This is a genomic window from Streptomyces kryoterrae (assembly GCF_054072135.1).
The window spans coordinates 4692217-4713808 of the sequence record NZ_CM133358.1; the positions used below are offsets into that span (position 1 = coordinate 4692217).

A 21592-nucleotide genomic window follows, 5' to 3' on the forward strand; every position below is an offset into this window, starting at 1 on the left:
TCCGCGGTTCTTTTTCCCGCCCGCCCGGAAATTCACGGTCGTTCATCCGCCACCAGGTCAATCACACCGGGTCAATGACCGGTCGGCGACTAACCCCAGTCCCGCCCCGTACGGCCCCGCTTCACATCCGCGCGTGCCTTCTTCTGCCGCAACCGGCGTTCGTTGATTCCGCGCGGGATACGGGTGGGGGTGCGGGGCTTGGGCGGAGGCGCGGTGGCCTCGGCGAGGAGGGCGGCCAGACGTACGGCCGCCGTCTCGCGGTTGCGCCACTGCGAGCGGTGCTCGGAGGAGCGGACGGTGACGACTCCGTCGACGAGCCGGCCGGCGAGGCGTTCCAGCGCGCGCAGCTTCCAGACTTCGGGCAGCGCCTCGGTGTTCGCGAGGTCGAGACTCAGCTCCACCTTCGAGTCACTGGTGTTGACGTGCTGCCCGCCCGGCCCACCGGACCGCGAGAAACGCCACATGAGCTCGGCCTCGGGGAGCGAGACGGAGCCACGGATGAGGTAGGGACCGGACATGCCCACCATGGTCGCGCGGCTGTCCGGTCCACGTCACCCCGTTTTCGCCACGACAGCCGTCATGGAAGGTAAAGAAAGTAAAGACACGGAACCTTCGGGACCCTTGTCTGCGTTCATGGGAGTGACGGTAGCTTCGTCCCGTACGGGGCACCGCACCGCACGCACGTACGTCAACGAGGGAAGGACTCCCAACAATGGCTGTAAGCCTGTCCAAGGGTGGCAACGTCTCGCTCACCAAGGAGGCTCCGGGCCTGACCGCCGTCACCGTGGGCCTCGGCTGGGACGTCCGCAGCACCACCGGCACGGACTTCGACCTCGACGCCTCGGCGATCGCGGTCAACGGAGAGGGCAAGGTCTACTCGGACGGCCACTTCGTCTTCTTCAACAACAAGCAGACCCCGGACAGCACGATCGTCCACACCGGTGACAACCGCACGGGTGAGGGCGCGGGCGACGACGAGGCGATCAAGGTCAACCTCGCCGGCCTCCCGGCCGACATCGACAAGATCGTCTTCCCGGTCTCGATCTACGACGCGGAGAACCGCTCGCAGAACTTCGGCCAGGTCCGCAACGCGTACATCCGCATCCTGAACGAGGCCGGCGGCGCCGAGATCGCCCGCTACGACCTCTCGGAGGACGCGGCGACGGAGACGGCGATGGTCTTCGGCGAGCTGTACCGCAACGGCGCGGAGTGGAAGTTCCGCGCCGTCGGCCAGGGCTACGCCTCGGGCCTCGCGGGCATCGCCCAGGACTTCGGCGTCAGCGTCTGAGTCGACGCCGAGCCGCCCAGTGCGGCTGAAAAGCCCCCGGCCGAGCGCGAGTCACTGGCGCTGGGACCGGGGGCTTTCGCGTGCCCGGACGACACGCGCGCATCGCCCTCGCGACACCCGCGCACCGCCCGCGAACACCGGCTCGACGGCGACACCCCGGTCGGCGAGCAGTACCTGGGCGAGTCCCCCGACCACGTCGCTGCCGTACGAACCGCTTCGGCCTCCACATCGCCGATACGGCGGTCACCTCGGCGGCGCCGATCGAGAAGGGCACGGACAAGCCTGCGGAGCGCTTCACCGGCCGCCCCCTCGGCCGAGTACCGCGCGATGGACCCGGAGGACAACCGGCGCAACTGGTTCGACCTCTCGGAACACGGGTTCGGCGGACCGCGGCCGGCCACGGAGTACGGAGTCCTGAGGACCGCCCGTCCATCCCGTCGTGACACCATCACCACCGTGCTCGATATCGGTTACGCCCTCTCCAACCGCTTCCCCGATCCCCCGCAGACCGACTACCGCCGCGCGGACGTCCACACCCTCCGCCACGACCTGTTCTGCGGGGACGTCTACCTCGCCGACACCAAGGCGGACCGGGAACTGTCCACAGCCTGGGGATGGGTACCGGTGCTCGACTTCGCCTGGGCGCTGTGCGACATCGTGGAGCAGCTGGACCAGGATCCCGCGGGCTCCCGCGCCTCCCGCCCCCAGTACGCGGAACTGGACTTCACCGAGTCCACCGACCGCATGCTGTTCAAGCGCCGCTTCGGGTGGGTGGACATCGAGTCCGACTGGATGCCGGCGGAGGAGCCCCCGCTCAACTTCTCCCACGCGGAACTCCGCAAGGAGGCACGGGACTTCCTGCACGACCTACTGGCCGACCTGATCGACCTGCACGACGCGCTCGGCGAGAACCCGGCGATCTGGACGCTGCAGGCCCGCTTCCCGCGGGTCACGTGAACCGACCTGGGCGTCGCCCCCTGGCCGAAGAAGCGGTGCGGGGCAGGCGGGTGGACAGACGGGGGCGGGCAGGCAGGTGGGCAAGTGGGCGGGAGAACTACCCAACCCCCTCCACCCGCACCCCCAGCTCCGCCGCGAACACCTCCGCCAGATCGAGCAACTGCACCGGACTGATCACCGCCCCCGCCAACCGGTCCACCCCCCGAGCGAACCCCAGCTCCGCCGCCCGCCGAAAATCCACCTCACTCAGCCGCGCCCCGGTGAAGTCCGCCCCCTTCAGCACACAGTCCACGAACTCCACCCGCTCCAGCACCGCACCCCCGAAGTCCGGCTCCACCAGCACGCACCCCTCGAAGACGACATCCTTCAACCTCGCCTTGCGCAGGTTCAGATAGTCGATCTTCCCGCCCCGCACCACCACCCGCTCCAGCACGGCCCCGTGCAACTGCACCCCGCCCAGCCGGGCGTCGACCAGCTCCACATCACGCAGCGTCGACTCGGCGAGGTTCGTGCCCACCCCCCGTATCCCCGTGAGGACCGAGTCGAGCAGCCGGGCGTGGTGCAGCCGGGTCTCGTCCAGCGCACACCCCGTCAGCGCACAGTCCATGAAACGGGCACCCCCGCCGTCCTGCCTGGCGAAGTCGGCCTCCCGGAACTCCAGCCCGTCGTAGTCCCCGTCCGCCTCCAACTCCCCGCCCCCGAAAGGCTCCAGCACCGGCAACCGCAGCTCGGGCCGCCGAGCACCCTTCACTCCGGCCCCGGAACCCGTCGTCCCACCCACGCCGCCCGCTCCACCCGCCACTCGCCTCGCCATGACCCCATCCTGCACCCCACCACTGACAATCCCCCTGACCTGCGCGAACCCGTCTCCCCCGCCCCCATGTCACATTCCGACCCCCGCGCGGACCTCGGCCCCCTTGACCTCAAGCAAGCCTGAGGTCGAAGAGTGGCAGCAGCCCGGACACAAGGCCACACACCTGGGGGACCCCTCATGCACGCCATCCGCCTGCACCCCTTCGGCCCCGCCGAGAACCTCACCTACGAACAGGTCGCGGACCCGGCCCCCGGCCCGGGCCAGGTACGTATCGCCGTCGCCGCAGCCGGCGTACACCTCCTGGACGGCCCTCCGCGAGGGCGTCCAGGGCCCGGCGCCCGCGCCCGTCCCGCTGCCGACCGTCCCCGGCCGCGAGGTCGCCGGCACCGTCGACGCCCTGGGCGAGGGCACCCGCCGCCCACCGCGCCCTCGAAAACCGCGCCACCACCGGCAAAGTGGTACTGGAACCATGACGCACGGTTGAGGGGACGTGCCCGCCAGGACCCGTCCCCTCAACCTTCGATCCATCGACAGCCGGCCGCCGGCCGCCTCAGGTCACCGCGCGACCGCCCCCGTGGCCTTGCTCACAGCGGCTCCGTCCTGGTGACCGGCCCGACGGGCCGTCACCTTCACGGTGATCTTCTTGCCCTTCTGGGCCACCTTCAGCACCAGCGAGGACCTGGTCGCCCCCGAGATCGCCCGACCGCCCGCGTACCACTGGTACGCGTACGACGTCGCCGCCGGACTCCAGGTCCCGGCCGAGGTCTTGAGCGTCTTCCCCACCTTCGCCGTCCCGCTGATCACGGGCAACTTCGTCGCCTTGGGCGCATCCCCCTTGGCCACAGCCACCGCGGCCGAGGTCGCCGACCCGCTCTTCCAGCCACTCCTGACCGCGGTGACGGTCACGCTGAGCTTCCTGCCAAGTTGCCCGGCGGGAATGACATACGTGGACGCGGTCGCCCCCGCTATCGCCTTGCCGTCGGCCTTCCACTGGTAGCCGTACGAGGACGGTGTCACCGACCAACTCCCGGGCGCCGCCGTCACCTTGGCACCCACCTTGACGGTGCCGGTCACCTTGGGAGCGACCGTGTTGGTCAGCTGGGGCTCGGTGACGGTGAAGGTGCCGCGCTGGAACTCGCAGCAGCCGGCGAACACGCTGACGTTCCAGACACCGACCGCCGCGCCCGTCAGGTCGAGGGTCGCGGTCAGTGTCCGGTTGTCCGCGGAGACCGAGTCCGTCGTCGCGGTCAGAGTCTGACCGCTCCGGGTCAGCCGTACCGTGGCGGTCGCCGGCAGCGCGGTACCGGTCACCGTGAGCGTGACCCTGCCACCGGCGGCACCGGTGTCCGGGCTCATCCCGGTGACGCTCACCTTGTCCGGGCCGCACAGCGTGGACGCGCACGTCAGCCTGGCGCTGTACGCGGTCCGGGACGCCCTGTCCGGCAGGCCGAGGACGAACAGCGACGGGGAGGACCCGCTGGTCGTACCGCCCGCCGAACACTGGGCACCCGAGGTCGTGGACGAACAGCCGTTTCTCCAGGCGCTGTTGTAGAGAGCGGGCACCGCCGTGACCGTCGCGCCCGAGGTGTCCGTGATCTCCGCGTTGAAACGGTCGTACCCGGCGGTGGGCAGGACCGCGCACACCGCGGTGTGCGACTCGTCGAGCGTGCCGGTGACCGGCCCGTAGCCGTAGGACACCGACGAAACCCTGGTGCACTCCGGCGCGGGACCGTCCGCCGTCGCGATGCGCAGGGCGTCCAGGTGGTACTCGGGCGCCGCCTTCAGCGTGGCCGGGGTCTGCACGAGAACCTGGTGAGTGGTCGACCCGGTCGCCGCGCAGGAGCGGTTGACGAAGGAACACTCGACGTCGCCGTCGCCGCCGAGGACCGCGATGTTGGCGGTGCCCAGCGCGTCCCGTACGTCAAGATGGAGGACGTCGGTGGAAGCGTCGGTGGTGACCTGGTGGCAGTTCAGCGTGCCGGGAACGCCGTACGCGGCGGCAACGGACGGACCGCCGACCTTCGCCGCGGCAACCCTCGTACAGCCCGCCGAGGAAGCCGTCGCGGTCACATCACGCCGGGTCAGCGTGTACGTGGCGGCCACGTCCCGGCCCGTGACCAGCACCGTGTGGGCCACACCCGGAGTCAGCCCGCACAGCGACCAGCCGTTGTTGGTGGCGAGCCGGTCGCACACCTTCGTGCCGGTGGCATCCAGCACGGAGAACTTCGCCGGCACGCCGCCCGAGGTACCGATCAGCTGCAGAACCTCCGCGCCCGTGTGCGCGTCGGCCGGAATGCTCAGACACCGCGAGAAGACACCGTCACCCGTGCCGAACGTGGCCTTCGCACCGTCGGCGGCAAAGCTGCCGGCGGGCAGCACCTGGCAGTCGTTCGCCGCGTCGGTGCGGTGGAAGGCGATCGTGTACGGGCCGACGGCGTCCTCGCCGACATCCTCGGTGTGCACCAGCGCCCGGTAGGGCGCCGCGCCGGTCAACGCGCAGTCACCGTCGCCCAGTTCCGTCGCACCGCACTGCTCCACACCGTCCCGGTCGTACACCGCGAGGTCGACGTCCACACCGGTGGGCGCGATCGGGGTGAGCCCGGCGATACGGGCGCCCCGCGGGACATCCAGCGCCAGACAGTCGTACTGCCCGACCGTACTCAACTCGCCCTTGTACACACCGGTCCCGGCGGCCACACACCCGGCGTCGGAGGCACGGTCGAGGACGAGGAGGTCGTCCGGCTCCCCCTCCTCGTACGCGAACGGGTACTGGCCGTCGAGAACCGCGGTATACGTGCCCGCGGCCGGCAGGCGGCACGGGTCGCTCTCCCCGCAGACGATCTTCCCGTCCCCGTCGAACACCCGGACCGCGTCCGCGGAGTAGTCGTCCACGGCGTGGACGAGGTACCGGCCCGCCCTGTCGACCGTGAAGGTGAAGCAGGGGTCGGTGCCGTAGTCCAGCCCCGTGAGCGACCCGAACGGGCGCACGGACGCGGTACGGCAGCCCTGCGGATCGGACAGCGACCGCACGTTCACCGCGTACTCGGCGGGAAAACCCCGCTCCGCGTACGTCACCTGCGACAGCACCCGGTAGGAGCCGTCACCGGGCAGCACACAACTGCGGGTGTCCTCGTCGTCCCCCGTGACACGCGGACAGATCCAGGCACCGGTCCCGTCGGTGATCCACGCGAGGCTCTCGCCGTAGTACCTCGTGCCGTAGGTGAGACGGACGCGCTCGCCCGCCCTGCCCTCGAACTCCTGGCAGCCGACCTCCAGTTCACCCACCGACGTTCGGCTCACCGGCCGCAGGTCCCAGCCCGTACCGACGGACCCGAAGCAGCCCGGGGTGTCCACCCCGAGCGGAACCACGGTGAACGAGGCCTCGGCATCCCACGAGCCACTGTTGACGACCTTGAGCGTGTACACGCCCGCAGCGGGCACCTGGCACCGGCCGCTCTGCGAGACCTGCTCGTCGTAGCAGTCGACTTCGCCGCCGTCGGCGCCGTACAGCACCACGGACGCCGGACTGCTCCTGTCCTTCGACACCAGATACAGACCGGCCGCCGGGATCGTCACCGTGAAGCAGGTACTGCTCTCGGCCGGAACCGTCGTCCGGCCGACCGCGTCCCCGGGGTCCCCGAAGGGCGCGAGCGCAAGCGGCGCACACTCCTCGTCTGCGGCAACCGCGGGACTCGCCCCGGTCAGGGTCAGCAGCGAGGCGAACAACGAGAGCAGAGCGACGAAAACGGCCGGAAAAACGGCCCTCCGCCCCCGTCTCGCAGACGGCCAGAAGTCGACGTCGGACAAGGATCCCCCTGGATCATCGATCGTTGAAGCGATGTTCGCACACAGGTGCGACAACGCACCCGCGAGTATCCACAGAGAGAAGACAAGGGGGAAGACAGAAGGAGGGGCGGTGACCCTAGTGGCGCCCGGAGATCCGATCCGCGACCCGAGCCAGCCGCGACGACCGCTCACCACCCCCCGCCGACTCCCGCCGATCCGCCGCCCGGTACGTGGCGTACATCCCCCGCACCCCCAGCCACCGCAACGGCTCCGGCTCCCACTTCCGCACCCGGTGCCCCACCCACGGCAGACCGGTCAACTCGGTACGACCCGCCTGCCCCGAGTCCAACTGCACCAGGTCCCGCAACGTCCGCGCCGCGAGATTGGCCGTGGCGACCCCGGAACCGACATAACCGCCCGCCCACCCCAGCCCCGTCGACCGGTCCAGCGTCACCGTGGCGCACCAGTCCCGCGGCACGCCCAACACCCCCGACCACGCATGGGCGATCCGCACCTCACCCAGCGAAGGAAAGAACCGCACGAGGATCTCCCGCAACGCCTCCACCGTCGCCGCCCCCGTACGCCCGTCGTTGTCCGTCCGCGACCCGAACCGGTACGGCACCCCACGCCCACCCAACGCGATCCGCCCGTCCTCCGTCCGCTGCGCGTACATGTACGCGTGCGCCATGTCCCCCAGCGCCTCCCGCCCCTCCCAGCCGACCGACTCCCACTGCGCGTCCGTCAACGGCTCGGTCGCGATCATCGACGAGTTCATCGGCAGCCACGTCCGCCGCTGCCCCTTCAACGACGCCGTGAAGCCCTCCGTACAGCGCAGCACATAGGGCGCGCGAACCGTCCCGTACGGCGTGACCGCATGCTTCGCCCGGATCTCCGTAACCGGCGTCTGTTCACGAACCACAACACCCAGCGCCTCGACGGCCGCCGCAAGCCCCCTGACCAGCTTCACCGGATGCAACCGCGCCCCGTGCGGAGTCCACGACGACCCGAGCGCACCCGCCACCCGCACCCGCTCGGCGGTCGCGCCGGCGCCGTACAACTCACGGTCGGCCTCCCCGTACGACACCTCCACCTCGTGGAAGTCCCGCAGCCGCGCCAACTGGGCAGGCGTGCAAGCGACTTCCAGCACGCCCCCACGACAGATGTCGGCGTCGATGCCCTCCTCCCCCGCCACCCGCACCACCTCACCGACGGTGTCGTTCATGGCCCGCTGAAGCCGTACGGCAGCCTCGTGACCGTGCACGCGCGCGTACCGGTCCCGCCCCGCGATCCCGTTGTACAGCCAGCCCCCGTTGCGCCCGGAAGCCCCGTACCCGCAGAACTCCCTCTCCAGCACGACGACCCGGAGAAACGGCGCCGCCTTCTTCAGGTAGTACGCCGTCCACAACCCCGTGTAACCACCCCCGACGATCACGACATCCGCCGTCGCGTCCCCGTCGAGAGACGCACGCGAGGCAGGCAGACCGTCCTGCGCGTACCAGAACGAAACCCGCCCGTCGACGGGCCCACCGACCGCACCCGAACCGCCATCCGCGCTGCTCATAGCGCCGGACGTTAACGCCTCACCGCCCCCGGTGTCTCCTTCGGAATCCGCACCTCCGCACCCCGCCCACGCGTCAACGGCCAGCAGGCGAACCCGATCAGCACCGCGGTGAAGTGCCCCAAATCGGTGAACGTCGGCGAGCCGAAGAGCGGCACCCCGTACACACCGACAACGCCCACCACATACACGTACCGCCAAGGCGGGGCGATCCGGTACGCGAGCACGGCCACCACCCCCGCCAGCCCGTAACTCACCCCGAAATCCATCGTGTCCGCCGCCGACGCCGGCGCCGAACCGTCCCGGATCGCCCGCCACACCGCACCCTGGCTGACCAACGTCGCCAGCACATGAGCACTCACCCACACGACCAGCCACCGCACGGTCCCCAACCACCGCTCGACCGACGCGTGAAACACCGAATACAGCACCAGATACGGGGTCCACCACCCGTCGATCCACATCGCACTGGAGATCAACACCCGCACCGGATGGTCCGACAACTCGTTGATGTTCGTCGACCGCTGCCGCAGGAACTCCTCCTGGAACTCCGCCGACATGTGATGCACCGCCACAGTCGTGAGGAACAGGACGAGCAGCCACACATACGTGCCCGGAGCACTACGGACGTACGCCCACACCCCACGCGGGCCCACCGGAATTCGCATGCCCCAATTTACGCACGCACATACAGTCGGCCAGTGATCCCCATCCACATCCACGTCCCTGACGAACTGGCCGCCACCCAGCTCAGGTACAACGGCGAGGCGGGCCGCGCCTTCATCACCGCGCTCCCCACCCGCACCGCCGACTTCCTCGACCGCTGGAACCTACGCGTCGACGGCCGGACCATGCACGGCGTAACGGCCCTGGTCCTCCCGGTACTCCGCGCCGACGACACCCCGGCCGTCCTGAAACTCCAGCTCCCGGACGACGAGAGCGAGGGCGAACCGACCGCCCTGCGCCTCTGGAACGGCGACCACGCGGTACACCTCCTCGACCACGACCCCACCACCGGAACGATGCTCCTGGAACGCCTCGACCACACCCGGATGCTGTCCCACCACCCCGACGCCCACGAAGCCACCCTGATCATCGCGGACCTCCTGACCCACCTCACGGCGATACCGGCGCCACCGGGCATCCGCCGCCTGGGCGACATCGCGGCACGAATGCTGGACCAGGCACCACAGACACTCCCCCGGATCCCGGACCCCGAGGCCCGCACCCTCCTCAGGGACTGCGAGGCGGCCCTGCGCGAAGTGGCCCCCGACCCCGGCGACCGTCTCCTCCACTGGGACCTGCACGACGAGAACGTCCTCGCCGCGACCCGCGCCCCCTGGCTGGCGATCGACCCGAAACCCCTGTCAGGCGACCCAGCCTTCGACCTCTGGCCGGCCCTGAACAACCGCTTCGACCCCGCCGACATCCGCTGGCGCTTCGACGCCCTGACGGAGGCACTGTCCCTGGACCGGGAACGCGCACGCGCGTGGACCCTCGCCCGGGTACTACAGAACACCCTGTGGAACATCGAGGACGGGGATCCGGTGGAGGAGAAGGACCTGGAAATCGCGCGACGGCTGCGCGGTTGACCAGTCACAGCCCCGGCATCGCACAGGCCCGAACACGAAGAAGCCCAGGTCAGCTTGGAGCTGACCTGGGCTGTTGGGCCCCCTGTCGGATTCGAACCGACGACCTATCGCTTACAAGGCGATCGCTCCGGCCAACTGAGCTAAGGGGGCACCGCGCACCACAACGCCGTACGCGAAGGCGGCTCCACTGTACACAGAGTGCGATCCCCCAAGCCACGGAGTTCGTGGCTGACCTCGGTCTCGAAAACCAAACGTAACCATCCGCGCATCCGTTCGTTGATCGCTCTGACGTGCTGTTCCGAAGGTCGGATCGTCGGGGAGGGATTCATGGGGGAGCCGGGGAAGTCGGTGGAGAAGCCGAGGCTGGAAGCGGTGACGGGCGAGGAGGCTGAGCGGATCAAGCGCGAGGCCCTCGGTATCGGCGACCGTCGCAAGCACCACCAGCGCGCGGCGACTCCGCTGAAGGGGCACGTCAAGGAGCCGGAGACGCGGCACCGTCTGTACCGCTTCCGAAGTTGGCGCGGTTGCAGCGGGAGCTGCACAAGAAGGTGAGGGGTTCCGCCAACCGGGACAAGGTGAGGCAGAAGATCGCGCGTCTTTACGCGCTCATCGGTGATGTACGCAGGGACATGTTGGACCAGTTCACGACCCGCCTGGTGCGCGAGAACCAAGTGCTCGTGGTGGAGGATCTGGCCATCGGGAACCTGATGCGTGCGGCGCGCGGCAAGGGTCGTCGGCGTAAGGCGAAGCTGAACGAGGCGATCCTCGATGCCGGGTGGGGTGAGTTGTTGCGGCAGCTGCGGTACAAGTGCGATTGGTACGGGCGGACGCTGGTGATCGTCGACCGGTTCTTCCCTCCACACGGCGTTGCTCCGCCTGTCACACCAAGGGGCCGAAGCTGGATGTCTCGGTGCGGGAGTGGACGTGTGCGGAGTGTGGGGTCGTCCATGACCGGGATGTGAATGCGGCCGTGAACCTTCGGGACGAGGGGCTGCGGCTGTATTGGCTGGTGGCGGCCGGGCTGCCGCCCTCGAAGGGAGTACCGGCGCTGATCAGGGCGTCGGAGCTGGAGGATTGCCTGCTGGCCGCTTAGCGGCGGCTGGGTGGTGCGGACCGACGGGCCGTCGGCCGGAATGCCTGTGGAGCGCGTGTAAGACCGTGCGGGCGCAGTTCATGAGGGCTGTGTGCGTCGGCGGTGCGTGGTGAAGCAGGAAGCCTCACGGCAAGGTCAAAAGTGCGGTGCTCTGCCTTGTCGTAGGTTTCCGGCTCGAGAATTTCCGTGAAGTTCACACTCCCCCAGCTACTGACAGACGCCGAAACCCCAGGTACCGTCCAGGTTCAGTCCGCGTACGTGGACTACACCACCTTCCACTACGGATCGTCCGGCACGTTCCTGCCGGTGAAGGGGGCCTAGTACCCATGGCCACTGTTTCGTTCAACAAGGCGACCCGCATCTACCCGGGTGGCGACAAGCCCGCCGTCGACCAGCTTGAGCTCGATGTCGCGGACGGCGAGTTCCTCGTCCTCGTCGGTCCCTCCGGCTGCGGAAAGTCCACCTCCCTGCGCATGCTCGCGGGTCTTGAGGACGTCAACGCCGGCTCGATCCACATCGGTGACCGCGACGTCACGCACCTGCCGCCGAAGGACCGGGACATCGCGATGGTGTTCCAGAACTACGCGCTGTACCCGCACATGACGGTCGCCGACAACATGGGCTTCGCGCTCAAGATCGCCGGCGTCAACAAGGCCGAGATCCGCCAGAAGGTCGAGGACGCGGCGAAGATCCTCGACCTCACGGACTACCTGGCCCGTAAGCCGAAGGCGCTCTCCGGCGGTCAGCGCCAGCGTGTCGCCATGGGTCGTGCCATCGTGCGTGAGCCCCAGGTGTTCCTGATGGACGAGCCGCTGTCGAACCTCGACGCCAAGCTCCGTGTGTCGACGCGTACGCAGATCGCGTCGCTGCAGCGCCGCCTCGGCATCACCACCGTGTACGTCACCCACGACCAGGTCGAGGCCATGACCATGGGTGACCGGGTGGCCGTGCTGAAGGACGGTCTGCTCCAGCAGGTCGACTCGCCGCGCAACATGTACGACCGCCCCAGGAACCTCTTCGTGGCCGGTTTCATCGGCTCCCCGGCGATGAACCTGATCGAGGTTCCGATCACCGACGGCGGCGTGAAGTTCGGCAACTCGGTCGTCCCGGTCAACCGCGAGGCCCTCACGGCCGCCTCCGACAAGGGTGACACCACCGTCACGGTCGGCGTCCGTCCCGAGCACTTCGAGGTGGTCGAGCACGACGGCGCCGTCGCCAGCGCGCTGTCCAAGGACACCGAGGACGCCCCGGCCGGTCTCGCCGTCACGGTGAACGTCGTCGAGGAGCTGGGCGCCGACGGTTACGTCTACGGCAGCGCCAAGGTCGACGGCGAGCTCAAGGACCTGGTCGTCCGCGTCAGCGGCCGTGCCGTCCCGGACAAGGGCGCCACGCTGCACGTCGTGCCGCGTCCGGGCGAGATCCACGTGTTCTCGACCTCCACGGGCGAGCGCCTCGCCGACTGAGACGGCTGAGTCGACCGAGACTCGACCTGAACTCCGAAGGGCCCCGCGGTTTGCCTGCCGCGGGGCCCTTCGTATGCCGGTCTGCCGGAAGCCCGAGAACCCGGCAGACCGGTCGTTTCGAATCACGTACGTCAACGCCCTACCCACAAAACGGAACCAATCCATCCCCCGATCGGGTGACTGAATGTCGCCAAATCAGCACCGAGCGCTACCCTCACTCGCGTGAAGCACTCCACTAACCAACTGACGCGAAGTGGCCGTGGCCCCGCCCGCCGGATCGGCCGTAGCCTCGCCCTTGTCCTGCCCGTCGTCCTGGTGCTGTCCGGGACCCTCGCGGTCACCCGAGTCAACTGGTCGGGGAACCCCTCGGACTCGGTGCTCACCGCCTCCTCCGAGGACTTGGCCGCCCGGGCCGCCGCTGCCCCCGCACCGCAGGACGTCCTGCGCGACCAGCTTCTCCTGGAGCTCCAGGAGAAGGATCCCGGCACCGCCCTCACCCACCTGCAGCAGGCGGTGAACGGCCACCCCTCGCTGGCGAAGCACTGCACCTCGATCGCCCGCGCCCTGGGCCGCGCCGCGGTCCGCATGTACGGCCCGTCACGCGCCCAGTCGTACGCCCGCCCGGTCTGCGACACGTCCTTCGCCACAGGAGTAGCCGCAGCCCACAGCTAATTCGTCAGGCGCCCCTGTCAGGCGCCCCGTAGGGGCACGCACGACAGGGGCGCGGGGTTGTGTCCCATGTGCTCCGCCGCGTGGGCGCGACAAGCCCCTCACCGGCCCGCGGATCCCCACCCACCACTCCGCCCCCGTCTCCCCCGCAAAACCCGCGGAGCGCCCCGTACAGTTCGGACATGACCGATCCGAACGCCACGTCGCGCCCCACCCAGGCCGTGGTCCTCGCCGGCGGCCAGGGCTCCCGGCTCCGCCCGTACACCGACGACCGGCCCAAGCCGATGGTCGAGATCCCCGGCACGGGGACGCCGATCATCGGCCATCAGCTCGTCTGGCTCGCCGAGGAGGGCGTGACAGACGTCGTGGTCAGCTGCGGCCATCTCGCCGAGGTCCTCCAGAAGTGGCTGGAGAGCACCGATCTGCCGCTGAACGTCACGACGGTCGTCGAGACCGAACCCCTCGGCCGTGGCGGCGGCCTCAAGTACGCCGCCGCGCACCTCCCCGCCCCGGAACAGCCCTGGTACGCCACCAACGGCGACATCTGGACCCGTTTCTCGCTGCGCGACATGGCCGACTTCCACGCCGAGCGGGACGCCGTCGCGACCCTCGCGCTGGCCCGCCCGCGGCTGCCGTGGGGTGCCGTGCAGACGGACGGCTTCGGCCACATCACGGACTTCATCGAGTCCCCTCCGTCGACCTTCGAGATCAACGCGGGCGTGTACGTCTTCTCCGCCGACTTCGCCGCCCTGCTCCCGGAGCGCGGCGACCACGAACGCACCACGTTCCCCCACCTGGCCCGTGAACTGCGCCTGGCCGGCTTCCCGATCCCGCACGGCGCCTACTGGCGGGCGATCGACACGGCGAAGGACCTCACGGAGGCCGCGAAGGAGCTGGCGGCGCTGGGGGGTTGAGCTGACGGTCCGCCAAAGGTCTTTGTGCCAAAGGTCTTTGTGTGGAGGGCGGTTACGTCAGTGGGGTCCCGCACCGGGAAAGTGCGGGACCCCACTGACGTAACCGCCCTGTCCAGGCGCGTTGTTGCTAGCCGAGGAGGCCGCCCACCAGCCCCGGCTGGCCCGTGGAGGAGCCTCCGGTGCTGCCGTCGCCGCCGCCGGTACTGCCGCCCGTGGAGCCGCCGTTGGTGCCGCCCGGGGTGCCCGTGCCGCCCGACGAGGTCGGTCCGGCGGTGGTGCTGGGCGCCTGCTGGGCCGGGGTGGTCTGCTGCGGCGGGGCCTGGCCGGCGCTGCCCTGGGTCTGGCTGGGCCGGCTTCCGGTGACGCTGCCGCTCTCGCGGGCCTCCTGGGGGGTGGTCGCGGCCTCGCCGGTGGTGGGGCTGGCCGAAGTGGCGCTCTGGGTCGGGGGCTTGGTGGCCACCGAGGGGCTCTTCGAGGCGCGGCGTTCGCCGGGCTGTTCGGGGAGCGGGGAGCCGGGGAGTTCGTTGCGCGGGGCCTCGCCGGGGCCGGGGACGACCACGCGGTCGGCGTCGCGGACGGCGCCGCCGAGGAGCGAGCCGATGAGGAGGGTGAGCCCGATGGCGACGGCGGTGACGAGGGCGCCGCGGCGCAGGACGTAGCTGCGCAGCTCCCAGATGTCGGTACGGGGGCCGAGTCGGCGCCAGGCGCTGCCGGCGAGGCGGCCGTCGATGGAGTAGACGGGGGCGCCGGCGATGATCAGCGGCGACCAGGCGGCCAGGTAGATGATGTCGGGTGCGTCGTAGACGGGGACGCTCTTCCAGCTGACGGTGACGAGCAGCGCGGCGGAGAGCATGGCGCCGCCGACCGCGGCGACCCGCTGCCACAGGCCGAGGACCGTGAGGACCCCGACGATGACCTGGAGGAAGGCGATGACGAGGCCGGAGCCGACGGGGTGCTGGAGGGCGAACTGCCGTAGTGGCTCGGCGACTTCCCAGGGGTGCAGGGTGTTGAGCCACTTCATCATGGAGCCGCGTTTGCCGCCGTCGAAGTAGACGGGGTCGCAGAGCTTGCCCATGCCGGCGTAGATGGAGATGAAGCCGAGGAAGATGCGCAGCGGGAGCAGGACGACGCCGAGGTTCATCCGGCGGCCGGGGTAGTAGGCGTGCCGTACGGGGTCGTTGGAATGCCGTCTGCCGCCGGTGCGCCGTCCGTCGGCGTCCCGCTCGTAGGCTTCGTCGCCCTCGTAGCCGAACTCGCCGTCCCCGTAGCCGGATTGGCCGTACCCGGAGTCGTCGTATCCGGCTTCCTCGTACGCGCTGCCGGTGGTGCGCATGTTGGGGAGCAGCCGGTCGGAGCCGTGGGTGCGCTGGCTGCCGACGATGGGCGTCTCGACGGTCTGGTCGAGGGTGCTGCCGGCGTAGTCGAGCTCGTCGTCGATACGGGGGATGACCTGCGTCGCTCCGGCGTCGGCGGCCGGCGGCTGTTCGCCGTGGCGCACGCTGGAGCCCCGTACGGCCTGGAGCAGCCGGTGGGCGCCGGTGTCGTCGGGCGCCGACTTGCCGCTCCAGACGACGGGTGCCCGGCGTCGGACGGCTGTGGCGCCGCCGGCGCCTGCGACGGGGATGCGCGCCGTGTCCTCGGAGGCGCCGAGGTGCCGGGCGACGCGGGCGGACGGTGCCGCCCGCCGCGTCGAGGCCCCCAACTGCACGCGGAAACTCGCATGGTTGACGATGACCTGCGCCGGATCGCTCGGCACCTTCACCATGCTCAGCGCGGGAGCGTCGTCGTATCCCGACGAGCGGTCCCCCGTGGGTGTGCGGGGTGTTCTGGTGTCCACGCTCATCTAACCGAGTGACGTGAGGTTAGGACACTGCTTTGACTTGGCGGATGTGTCCGGACCGCGTCAAGGTCACGTCACCCGCCCGGATTCCCCCGTACGGGTGACGCCATGCACGCGTGTTCAGGCGCGTCGGCGGGCCGCTTCGTACAGCACGATCCCGGCGGCGACACCGGCGTTGAGGGACTCGGTGCCGCCGGGCATCGGGATCCGTACGAGGTGGTCGCAGGTCTCCCCGACGAGCCGGGACAGGCCCTTGCCCTCGCTGCCGACGACGATGACGACGGGTCCGCCGAGGGCGGGCAGGTCGCCGAGTTCGGCGTTGCCGTCGGCGGCGAGCCCGACGACGACGATCCCGGCCTTCTGGTACGCCTCCAGGGTGCGCGTCAGATTGGTGGCGCGGGCGACGGGCGTACGGGCGGCGGCGCCGGCGGAGGTCTTCCAGGCGCCGGCGGTCATACCGGCGGCGCGACGCTCGGGCACGACGACGCCGTGGCCGCCGAAGGCGGAGACGGAGCGGACGACGGCGCCGAGGTTGCGCGGGTCGGTGACACCGTCGAGGACGACGATGAGGGGGTCCACGCCGTTGTCGTAGGCGGCGTTGGCGAGGTCCTCGGGGTGGGCGTACACGTACGGCGGGACCTGGAGGACGAGCCCCTGGTGGTTGAGGCCGTTGGTCATCCGGTCGAGCTCGGGGCGGGGGGCTTCCATCAGGTGGATGCCGCCGCGCTGGGCGACCAGCTGGAGCGCCTCGCGTACGCGCTCGTCGTTGTCGATGAACTGCTGGACGTAGAGCGTGGTGGCCGGGACGCCCTCGCGGAGCGCCTCGACGACCGAGTTGCGCCCGACGACGAGTTCGGAGGAGGCCTTCCCGCCACGCCCCTTGGGTGCGGGCCGCCGCTGGATCTGCTTGGCCATGGCATTGGCAATACGGTTCTTCTTGTGCTTCTTGCGCGCCTCGGCGGGCGGCGTCGGGCCCTTGCCCTCGAGGCCCCGGCGCCGCTGGCCGCCACTGCCGACCTGCGCGCCCTTCTTGCCGGACATGCGGCGGTTGTTAGCGGCCATGACCTACCTGTCTGTGTGGAGGCGTGCGTGTGTACGTCTATGAGTGTGCCGCCCGGAATCCCGAGCGGCACAATCGATCAAGGAAATATGCGGATATGAGGGGAGATACTCAGCGTGGTGCGAGGGTCCAGCGCGGCCCCTGCGGGCCGTCCTCGATGACGAGGCCGGACTGGTTGAGCTGATCGCGGATGGCGTCCGCGGTCCCCCAGTCCTTGCGCCCGCGGGCGGCCTCACGCTGGTCGAGGACGAGTCGTACGAGGCTGTCGACGACCCCGTGCAGATCTTCGCCGCGGTCGGCGCCGTCCCCGGCCCAGTGCGGGTCGAGCGGGTCGAGGCCGAGGACGCCGAGCATGGCGCGCACCTCGGCGAGCCGGGCGACGGCGGCTTCCTTGTCGTCGGCGGCGAGGGCGGAGTTGCCCTGCCGGACGGTGGTGTGCACGACGGCGAGGGCCTGCGGCACGCCCAGGTCGTCGTCCATGGCCTCGGCGAAGGCGGGCGGCACCTCGGCGGCGGGTTCGACAACGCCCCCGGCCTTCTCGACGACGCGCTGGACGAAGCCCTCGATCCGGGCGAACGCCGACTCGGCCTCGCGCAGGGCGTCGTCGCTGTACTCGATCATCGAGCGGTAGTGCGGGGTGCCGAGGTAGTAGCGCAGGACGATGGGCCGCCAGGCCTTGACCATCTCGCTGACGAGGACGGAGTTGCCGAGGGACTTCGACATCTTCTCGCCGCTCATGGTGACCCACGCGTTGTGGAGCCAGTAGTTGGCGAAGTCGTCGCCGAAGGCCTTGGCCTGGGCGATCTCGTTCTCGTGGTGGGGGAAGATCAGGTCGAGGCCGCCGCCGTGGATGTCGAAGGCGGTCCCCAGGTACTTGTGGGCCATGGCGGAGCACTCGAGGTGCCAGCCGGGCCGTCCCCGCCCCCAGGGCGTCTCCCAGGTGGGCTCGCCGGGCTTGGCGGTCTTCCACATGGCGAAGTCACGGGAGTCGCGCTTGCCGGTCTCGCCGTCGCTGGAGGGCTGGAGCAGGTTGTCGAGTTCCTGGTTGGACAGCTGCAGATAACCGGGGAAGGAACGCACGTCGAAGTAGACGTTCCCGTCGGCCTCGTACGCGTGTCCGCGCTCGATGAGCCCGCGCATCATCTCGACCATCTCGGTCACGTGCCCGGTGGCACGCGGCTCGTAGGTCGGGGGGAGGCAGCCGAGGGCGGCGTATCCGTCGGTGAAGGCCCGCTCGTTCTCGAAACCGATGGACCACCAGGGGCGCTCCTGCTCGGCGGCCTTCTTGATGATCTTGTCGTCGATGTCGGTGACGTTGCGGATGAAGGTGACGTCGTACCCGCGGTAGGTGAACCAGCGGCGCAGGATGTCGAAGTTGAGGCCGGACCGGATATGCCCGATGTGCGGGGCGGCCTGCACGGTGGCGCCACAGAGGTAGATCGAGACACAACCCGGCGTGAGCGGGGCGAAGTCACGAATCTGCCGGGCGCTGGTGTCGTACAGGCGAATGGTCACGGGACCAGGGTAGTGGCCTGCACCCAGTGCCTTGCGACCCTTGTGCACAAGGGCCACATATTCGTGACATTGCCGCCGGCGGTCGGGCGGAGACGACGTGCGGGCGCGTGTCCCTGGGGGCTGCCGCCCCCAGACCCCCGCTTCGGCCCTCAACGGGCCTCGTCCTCAATCGCCGGACGGGCTGGAAGATCAAGCCCCGGCCGGCATCTCCAGCCCCTTGGGGTCCCCCCTCTGGGGGCGTTTGAGGAGCGGGGGTTCGGGGGCAGCGCCCCCGAGGACGGGACGGGCAGGGGCGGCGGGGGCGGCGAACTCCTTGAGGCTCAGCCCAGGCGGGCCACCAGTGCCGTGGCCACCGCCATCAGCCCTTCCTCCCGCCCCGGGAATCCGAGCCCGTCCGTCGTCGCGCCGGAGACCGACACCGGCGCCCCGACCGCCTCCGACAGCACCTTCTGCGCTTCCTCGCGCCGCTTCCCGATCTTGGGTCGGGGCCCCACCACCTGCACGGCGACGTTGCCGATGGTGAATCCGGCCGCCCGTACGATCCGGGCCGCCTCCGTCAACAGCGTCACCCCGGACGCCCCGGACCACTCCGGGCGGCCGGTGCCGAAGTGCTGCCCGAGGTCGCCGAGGCCGGCCGCCGAGAACAGCGCGTTGCACGCGGCGTGGGCGACGACGTCCGCGTCGGAGTGACCGGCGAGGCCCGGCCCCTCGCCCTCCCACTTCAGGCCGGCGCACCACAGCTCCCGGCCCTCCTCGAAAGCGTGAATGTCGGTACCGATGCCGACCTGGGGCAGGAGCACCGGCTCCGCCGCCGAAGGTACGGAAGTCTCAGAAGCCATCGTTGAGCCTCCTGCGGGCCAGTACCGCTTCCGCCAGCACCAGGTCGAGCGGCCTCGTCACCTTGAACGCCTCCTCGTGGCCGGGCACGACCATGACCCGCAGGCCCAGCTGTTCGACCATGCTCGCGTCGTCGGTGACGTTGTCGGTCACCGTCTCGTGGGCGCGTACGAGGGTGTCGATCGCGAAACCCTGCGGTGTCTGGACCGCCCGCAGCCGCGCCCGCTCCGGGGTCGCCACCACCGGCTCCGGTTCCCCGGGCGTCGTGGCCGGCTCGACCTCCTTGACGGTGTCCGCGAGCGGCAGCGCGGGAACCACGGCCTGCGCACCCTCCCGTACCGCCTCGATCACCGCGTCGACGGTGTCCACCGGTACCAGCGGGCGGGCGGCGTCGTGCACGAGGACGATGTCGATGCCGGGCGGCAGCGCGTCCAGGCCGAGCTTCACCGACTCCTGCCTGGACTCTCCGCCGGGTACGACGACAAAGTCGGTGCGTTCGGGCAGCGCGTGGGTGTCGAGGAGGGCCTTCACCTCGGCGGCACCGTCCGGCGGGGCCACGACGACGACCAGCGAGACGGCACGGGACGCGGCCATCGCGCGTACCGCGTGGACGAGCATGGGCGTGCCGTTCAGCGCTCGAAGCGCTTTGGGGGCGCCCGGACCGAGGCGTACGCCCCGGCCGGCGGCCGGTATCACGGCGGCCGTACGTGCCCCGGACGGTGTGGGGCGCGATTCGTCAGACATCGGTTCCTGTCAGGTTTGTGTGCCGAGCCCTCGTGGGTATGGCCTGGAGGAGTGCCGGGCGCGAGCCTCGATCGGACCCTTCCGTGACTTCCGGTCGAGCCTGCTCCGGGCCCGGCATGAGGTATCAGTACGTCAGGTATCAGTACTTCAGTGCTACAGGCAGACCGCGGGGAAACCGCGAGCGCGGGGAATCCACTGCCTGTAGGAAATCCGCTGATGGCGCCAGTGGTGTCTTGGGTTGATGTCTTGGATACGGCAGAACATCCGGGCACGAACATGCCGCAGCGCCCGGCGACATTGGATACGTCATCGGGCACCGCGGCATTTCATTGTGCTGCTGAGCTGAGTGAGCCGGCTTTCAGGGCCTGCGTTCAGTCAGAGTCAGGACGCGAGCACCTCGTCGAGCAGTGCCTCGGCCTTGTCCTCGTTCGTGTTCTCCGCGAGCGCGAGCTCGCTCACCAGGATCTGGCGAGCCTTGGCGAGCATGCGCTTCTCACCGGCGGACAGTCCGCGCTCACGCTCACGACGCCACAGGTCACGGACGACTTCCGCGACCTTGATGACATCGCCGGAGGCGAGCTTCTCGAGATTTGCCTTGTAACGACGCGACCAGTTCGTGGGCTCCTCGGCATACGGAGCGCGCAGGACCTCGAAGACCCGGTCCAGCCCTTCCTGACCAACCACATCACGTACGCCGACGAACTCCGCATTGTCCGCTGGCACACGTACCGTCAGATCACCCTGGGCGACCTTCAGCACCAAGTAGGTCTTGTCCACGCCTTTGATCTGGCGAACTTCGATAGCCTCGATCAGCGCGGCCCCGTGATGGGGATAGACCACGGTGTCGCCAACCTTGAACGTCATGTGACAGGTACCCCTTCCGTGGCTATCCAGGGTAACACGGAAACGACGGCTTCTGAATGGCGTTTTCGCAGGTCAGGGCATATCTCGGGGCTTGACAACTGCAACAGGAACGTGCTTCGACAGGGCCCCGGAGGCGAGGACAGTGAGGGAATTCGCAGGTCGGGGCGGCTCTCCGAACGAAGTGAAACCCGGGCGTTACACACACCCGGAGACCCCGCCAGGCGACCAAACATCCACTTATGTCCGCTTCCAAGTGTGCGACTTCCGCTACTCCGTTCGGTGAGCGGAGTCAGACGGGGCGAATCCGGAATTGATCACGGCGGTCGATGTCCGGTCGATGTCCGTATACGGCCAAGCGGATGATCTACAGGTGATCTGCAGGTGATCTACCGGTAGATCACCTGCAGATCAACCGGTGATCAATTTCCGGACGCGCTCATTCCTTCACCGGAAATCCGCAAGCCACCGCGACGGCTCTCCGGTGAATGTCGAAGTGGCTCATGAGGCACCCGTCCTCTCCTGGTGGCACCTCCGCGCCCCCTAGAGGCGGGTCGGGTGCAGCGGCGCGGGAACGGCTCGGTAACCTAAGGCCGCTGAC

21 protein-coding genes, 1 tRNA gene and 1 pseudogene are annotated in these 21592 nt (G+C 69.6%); 11 read left to right on the plus strand and 12 right to left on the minus strand.

Annotation, left to right across the window (positions count from 1 at the left end):
- Positions 1-89 precede the first annotated feature (89 nt).
- Entirely contained in the window at positions 90-527 is a 438-nt protein-coding gene (arfB, locus tag ACW4TU_RS20165) for an alternative ribosome rescue aminoacyl-tRNA hydrolase ArfB (protein WP_457429427.1), read from the minus strand.
- A gap of 185 nt (positions 528-712) precedes the next feature.
- On the opposite strand from arfB, the gene ACW4TU_RS20170 reads away from it, so the two are divergent.
- Positions 713-1288, plus strand: a complete 576-nt coding sequence (locus ACW4TU_RS20170; RefSeq protein ID WP_457429429.1) for a TerD family protein — start codon at positions 713-715, stop codon at positions 1286-1288.
- 456 nt (positions 1289-1744) lie between these two features.
- Positions 1745-2245 (plus strand): hypothetical protein, encoded by a 501-nt coding sequence (locus ACW4TU_RS20175; protein ID WP_457430211.1) that lies wholly within the window; start codon positions 1745-1747, stop codon positions 2243-2245.
- A gap of 97 nt (positions 2246-2342) precedes the next feature.
- Here ACW4TU_RS20175 and ACW4TU_RS20180 read toward each other — a convergent pair whose 3' ends face one another.
- On the minus strand, positions 2343-3059 hold the full coding sequence (locus ACW4TU_RS20180) for a pentapeptide repeat-containing protein (protein ID WP_457429430.1): 717 nt from the start codon (positions 3057-3059) through the stop codon (positions 2343-2345).
- 177 nt (positions 3060-3236) lie between these two features.
- On the opposite strand from ACW4TU_RS20180, the pseudogene ACW4TU_RS20185 reads away from it, so the two are divergent.
- A pseudogene (locus ACW4TU_RS20185) lies at positions 3237-3468 on the plus strand (alcohol dehydrogenase catalytic domain-containing protein); the annotation flags it as partial.
- A gap of 146 nt (positions 3469-3614) precedes the next feature.
- Here the strand turns inward: ACW4TU_RS20185 and ACW4TU_RS20190 are convergent.
- From ACW4TU_RS20190 to ACW4TU_RS20200, 3 genes are all read right to left on the minus strand, one after another.
- Positions 3615-6866: a Tat pathway signal protein gene (locus ACW4TU_RS20190; protein ID WP_457429432.1), complete on the minus strand. Its 3252-nt coding sequence runs from the start codon at positions 6864-6866 to the stop codon at positions 3615-3617.
- Between the two features lie 115 nt (positions 6867-6981).
- Positions 6982-8406: an NAD(P)/FAD-dependent oxidoreductase gene (locus ACW4TU_RS20195; RefSeq protein WP_457429434.1), complete on the minus strand. Its 1425-nt coding sequence runs from the start codon at positions 8404-8406 to the stop codon at positions 6982-6984.
- Positions 8407-8417: 11 nt separating this feature from the next.
- Positions 8418-9071, minus strand: coding sequence for a rhomboid-like protein (locus tag ACW4TU_RS20200; protein ID WP_457429436.1), 654 nt, complete (start codon positions 9069-9071; stop codon positions 8418-8420).
- A gap of 33 nt (positions 9072-9104) precedes the next feature.
- Between ACW4TU_RS20200 and ACW4TU_RS20205 the strand changes: the two genes are divergently transcribed.
- Positions 9105-9995 (plus strand): aminoglycoside phosphotransferase family protein, encoded by an 891-nt coding sequence (locus tag ACW4TU_RS20205; protein ID WP_457429438.1) that lies wholly within the window; start codon positions 9105-9107, stop codon positions 9993-9995.
- 76 nt (positions 9996-10071) lie between these two features.
- On the opposite strand, the gene ACW4TU_RS20210 is transcribed toward ACW4TU_RS20205, so the two are convergent.
- Positions 10072-10145: transfer RNA gene (locus tag ACW4TU_RS20210), tRNA-Thr, on the minus strand.
- A 177-nt stretch (positions 10146-10322) separates the two neighbouring features.
- Between ACW4TU_RS20210 and ACW4TU_RS20215 the strand changes: the two genes are divergently transcribed.
- The 7 genes from ACW4TU_RS20215 to ACW4TU_RS20245 all read left to right on the plus strand — a co-directional run bounded on the left by ACW4TU_RS20215 (position 10323) and on the right by ACW4TU_RS20245 (position 14134).
- Positions 10323-10547 (plus strand): hypothetical protein, encoded by a 225-nt coding sequence (locus ACW4TU_RS20215; RefSeq protein WP_457429439.1) that lies wholly within the window; start codon positions 10323-10325, stop codon positions 10545-10547.
- Positions 10520-10957 (plus strand): RNA-guided endonuclease InsQ/TnpB family protein, encoded by a 438-nt coding sequence (locus ACW4TU_RS20220; RefSeq protein ID WP_457429441.1) that lies wholly within the window; start codon positions 10520-10522, stop codon positions 10955-10957. The genes ACW4TU_RS20215 and ACW4TU_RS20220 overlap by 28 nt, the downstream gene beginning before the upstream one ends.
- Positions 10894-11088, plus strand: a complete 195-nt coding sequence (locus tag ACW4TU_RS20225) for a zinc ribbon domain-containing protein (RefSeq protein WP_457430212.1) — start codon at positions 10894-10896, stop codon at positions 11086-11088. The genes ACW4TU_RS20220 and ACW4TU_RS20225 overlap by 64 nt, the downstream gene beginning before the upstream one ends.
- A 186-nt stretch (positions 11089-11274) precedes the next feature.
- Entirely contained in the window at positions 11275-11409 is a 135-nt protein-coding gene (locus ACW4TU_RS20230; protein ID WP_457429443.1) for a hypothetical protein, read from the plus strand.
- Positions 11410-11414: 5 nt separating this feature from the next.
- Entirely contained in the window at positions 11415-12551 is a 1137-nt protein-coding gene (locus ACW4TU_RS20235; protein ID WP_457429444.1) for an ABC transporter ATP-binding protein, read from the plus strand.
- Positions 12552-12773: 222 nt separating this feature from the next.
- A complete protein-coding gene (locus tag ACW4TU_RS20240) occupies positions 12774-13223 on the plus strand; it encodes a hypothetical protein (RefSeq protein WP_457429446.1) in 450 nt (149 codons plus the stop codon).
- A 179-nt stretch (positions 13224-13402) separates the two neighbouring features.
- Entirely contained in the window at positions 13403-14134 is a 732-nt protein-coding gene (locus tag ACW4TU_RS20245) for a nucleotidyltransferase family protein (RefSeq protein WP_457429448.1), read from the plus strand.
- A 127-nt stretch (positions 14135-14261) separates the two neighbouring features.
- On the opposite strand, the gene ACW4TU_RS20250 is transcribed toward ACW4TU_RS20245, so the two are convergent.
- The 6 genes from ACW4TU_RS20250 to ACW4TU_RS20275 form a co-directional block, all read right to left on the minus strand.
- The gene (locus ACW4TU_RS20250) at positions 14262-15977 is read right to left on the minus strand and encodes a DoxX family protein (protein ID WP_457429449.1); all 1716 of its coding nucleotides are present in this window, start codon (positions 15975-15977) and stop codon (positions 14262-14264) included.
- Positions 15978-16094: 117 nt separating this feature from the next.
- Positions 16095-17036 carry a 23S rRNA (guanosine(2251)-2'-O)-methyltransferase RlmB gene (gene rlmB / locus ACW4TU_RS20255; protein ID WP_457429450.1) on the minus strand — a complete coding sequence of 314 codons (942 nt, stop codon included), beginning with the start codon at positions 17034-17036 and terminating at the stop codon, positions 16095-16097.
- A 109-nt stretch (positions 17037-17145) separates the two neighbouring features.
- Positions 17146-18549 carry a cysteine--tRNA ligase gene (cysS, locus tag ACW4TU_RS20260; protein WP_457429452.1) on the minus strand — a complete coding sequence of 468 codons (1404 nt, stop codon included), beginning with the start codon at positions 18547-18549 and terminating at the stop codon, positions 17146-17148.
- Positions 18550-18869: 320 nt separating this feature from the next.
- Positions 18870-19388: a 2-C-methyl-D-erythritol 2,4-cyclodiphosphate synthase gene (ispF, locus tag ACW4TU_RS20265; RefSeq protein WP_457429453.1), complete on the minus strand. Its 519-nt coding sequence runs from the start codon at positions 19386-19388 to the stop codon at positions 18870-18872.
- A complete protein-coding gene (ispD, locus tag ACW4TU_RS20270) occupies positions 19378-20130 on the minus strand; it encodes a 2-C-methyl-D-erythritol 4-phosphate cytidylyltransferase (protein ID WP_457429455.1) in 753 nt (250 codons plus the stop codon). The genes ispF and ispD overlap by 11 nt, the downstream gene beginning before the upstream one ends.
- Before the next feature lie 381 nt (positions 20131-20511).
- Positions 20512-20994, minus strand: a complete 483-nt coding sequence (locus ACW4TU_RS20275; protein WP_327696560.1) for a CarD family transcriptional regulator — start codon at positions 20992-20994, stop codon at positions 20512-20514.
- Positions 20995-21592: the final 598 nt, after the last annotated feature.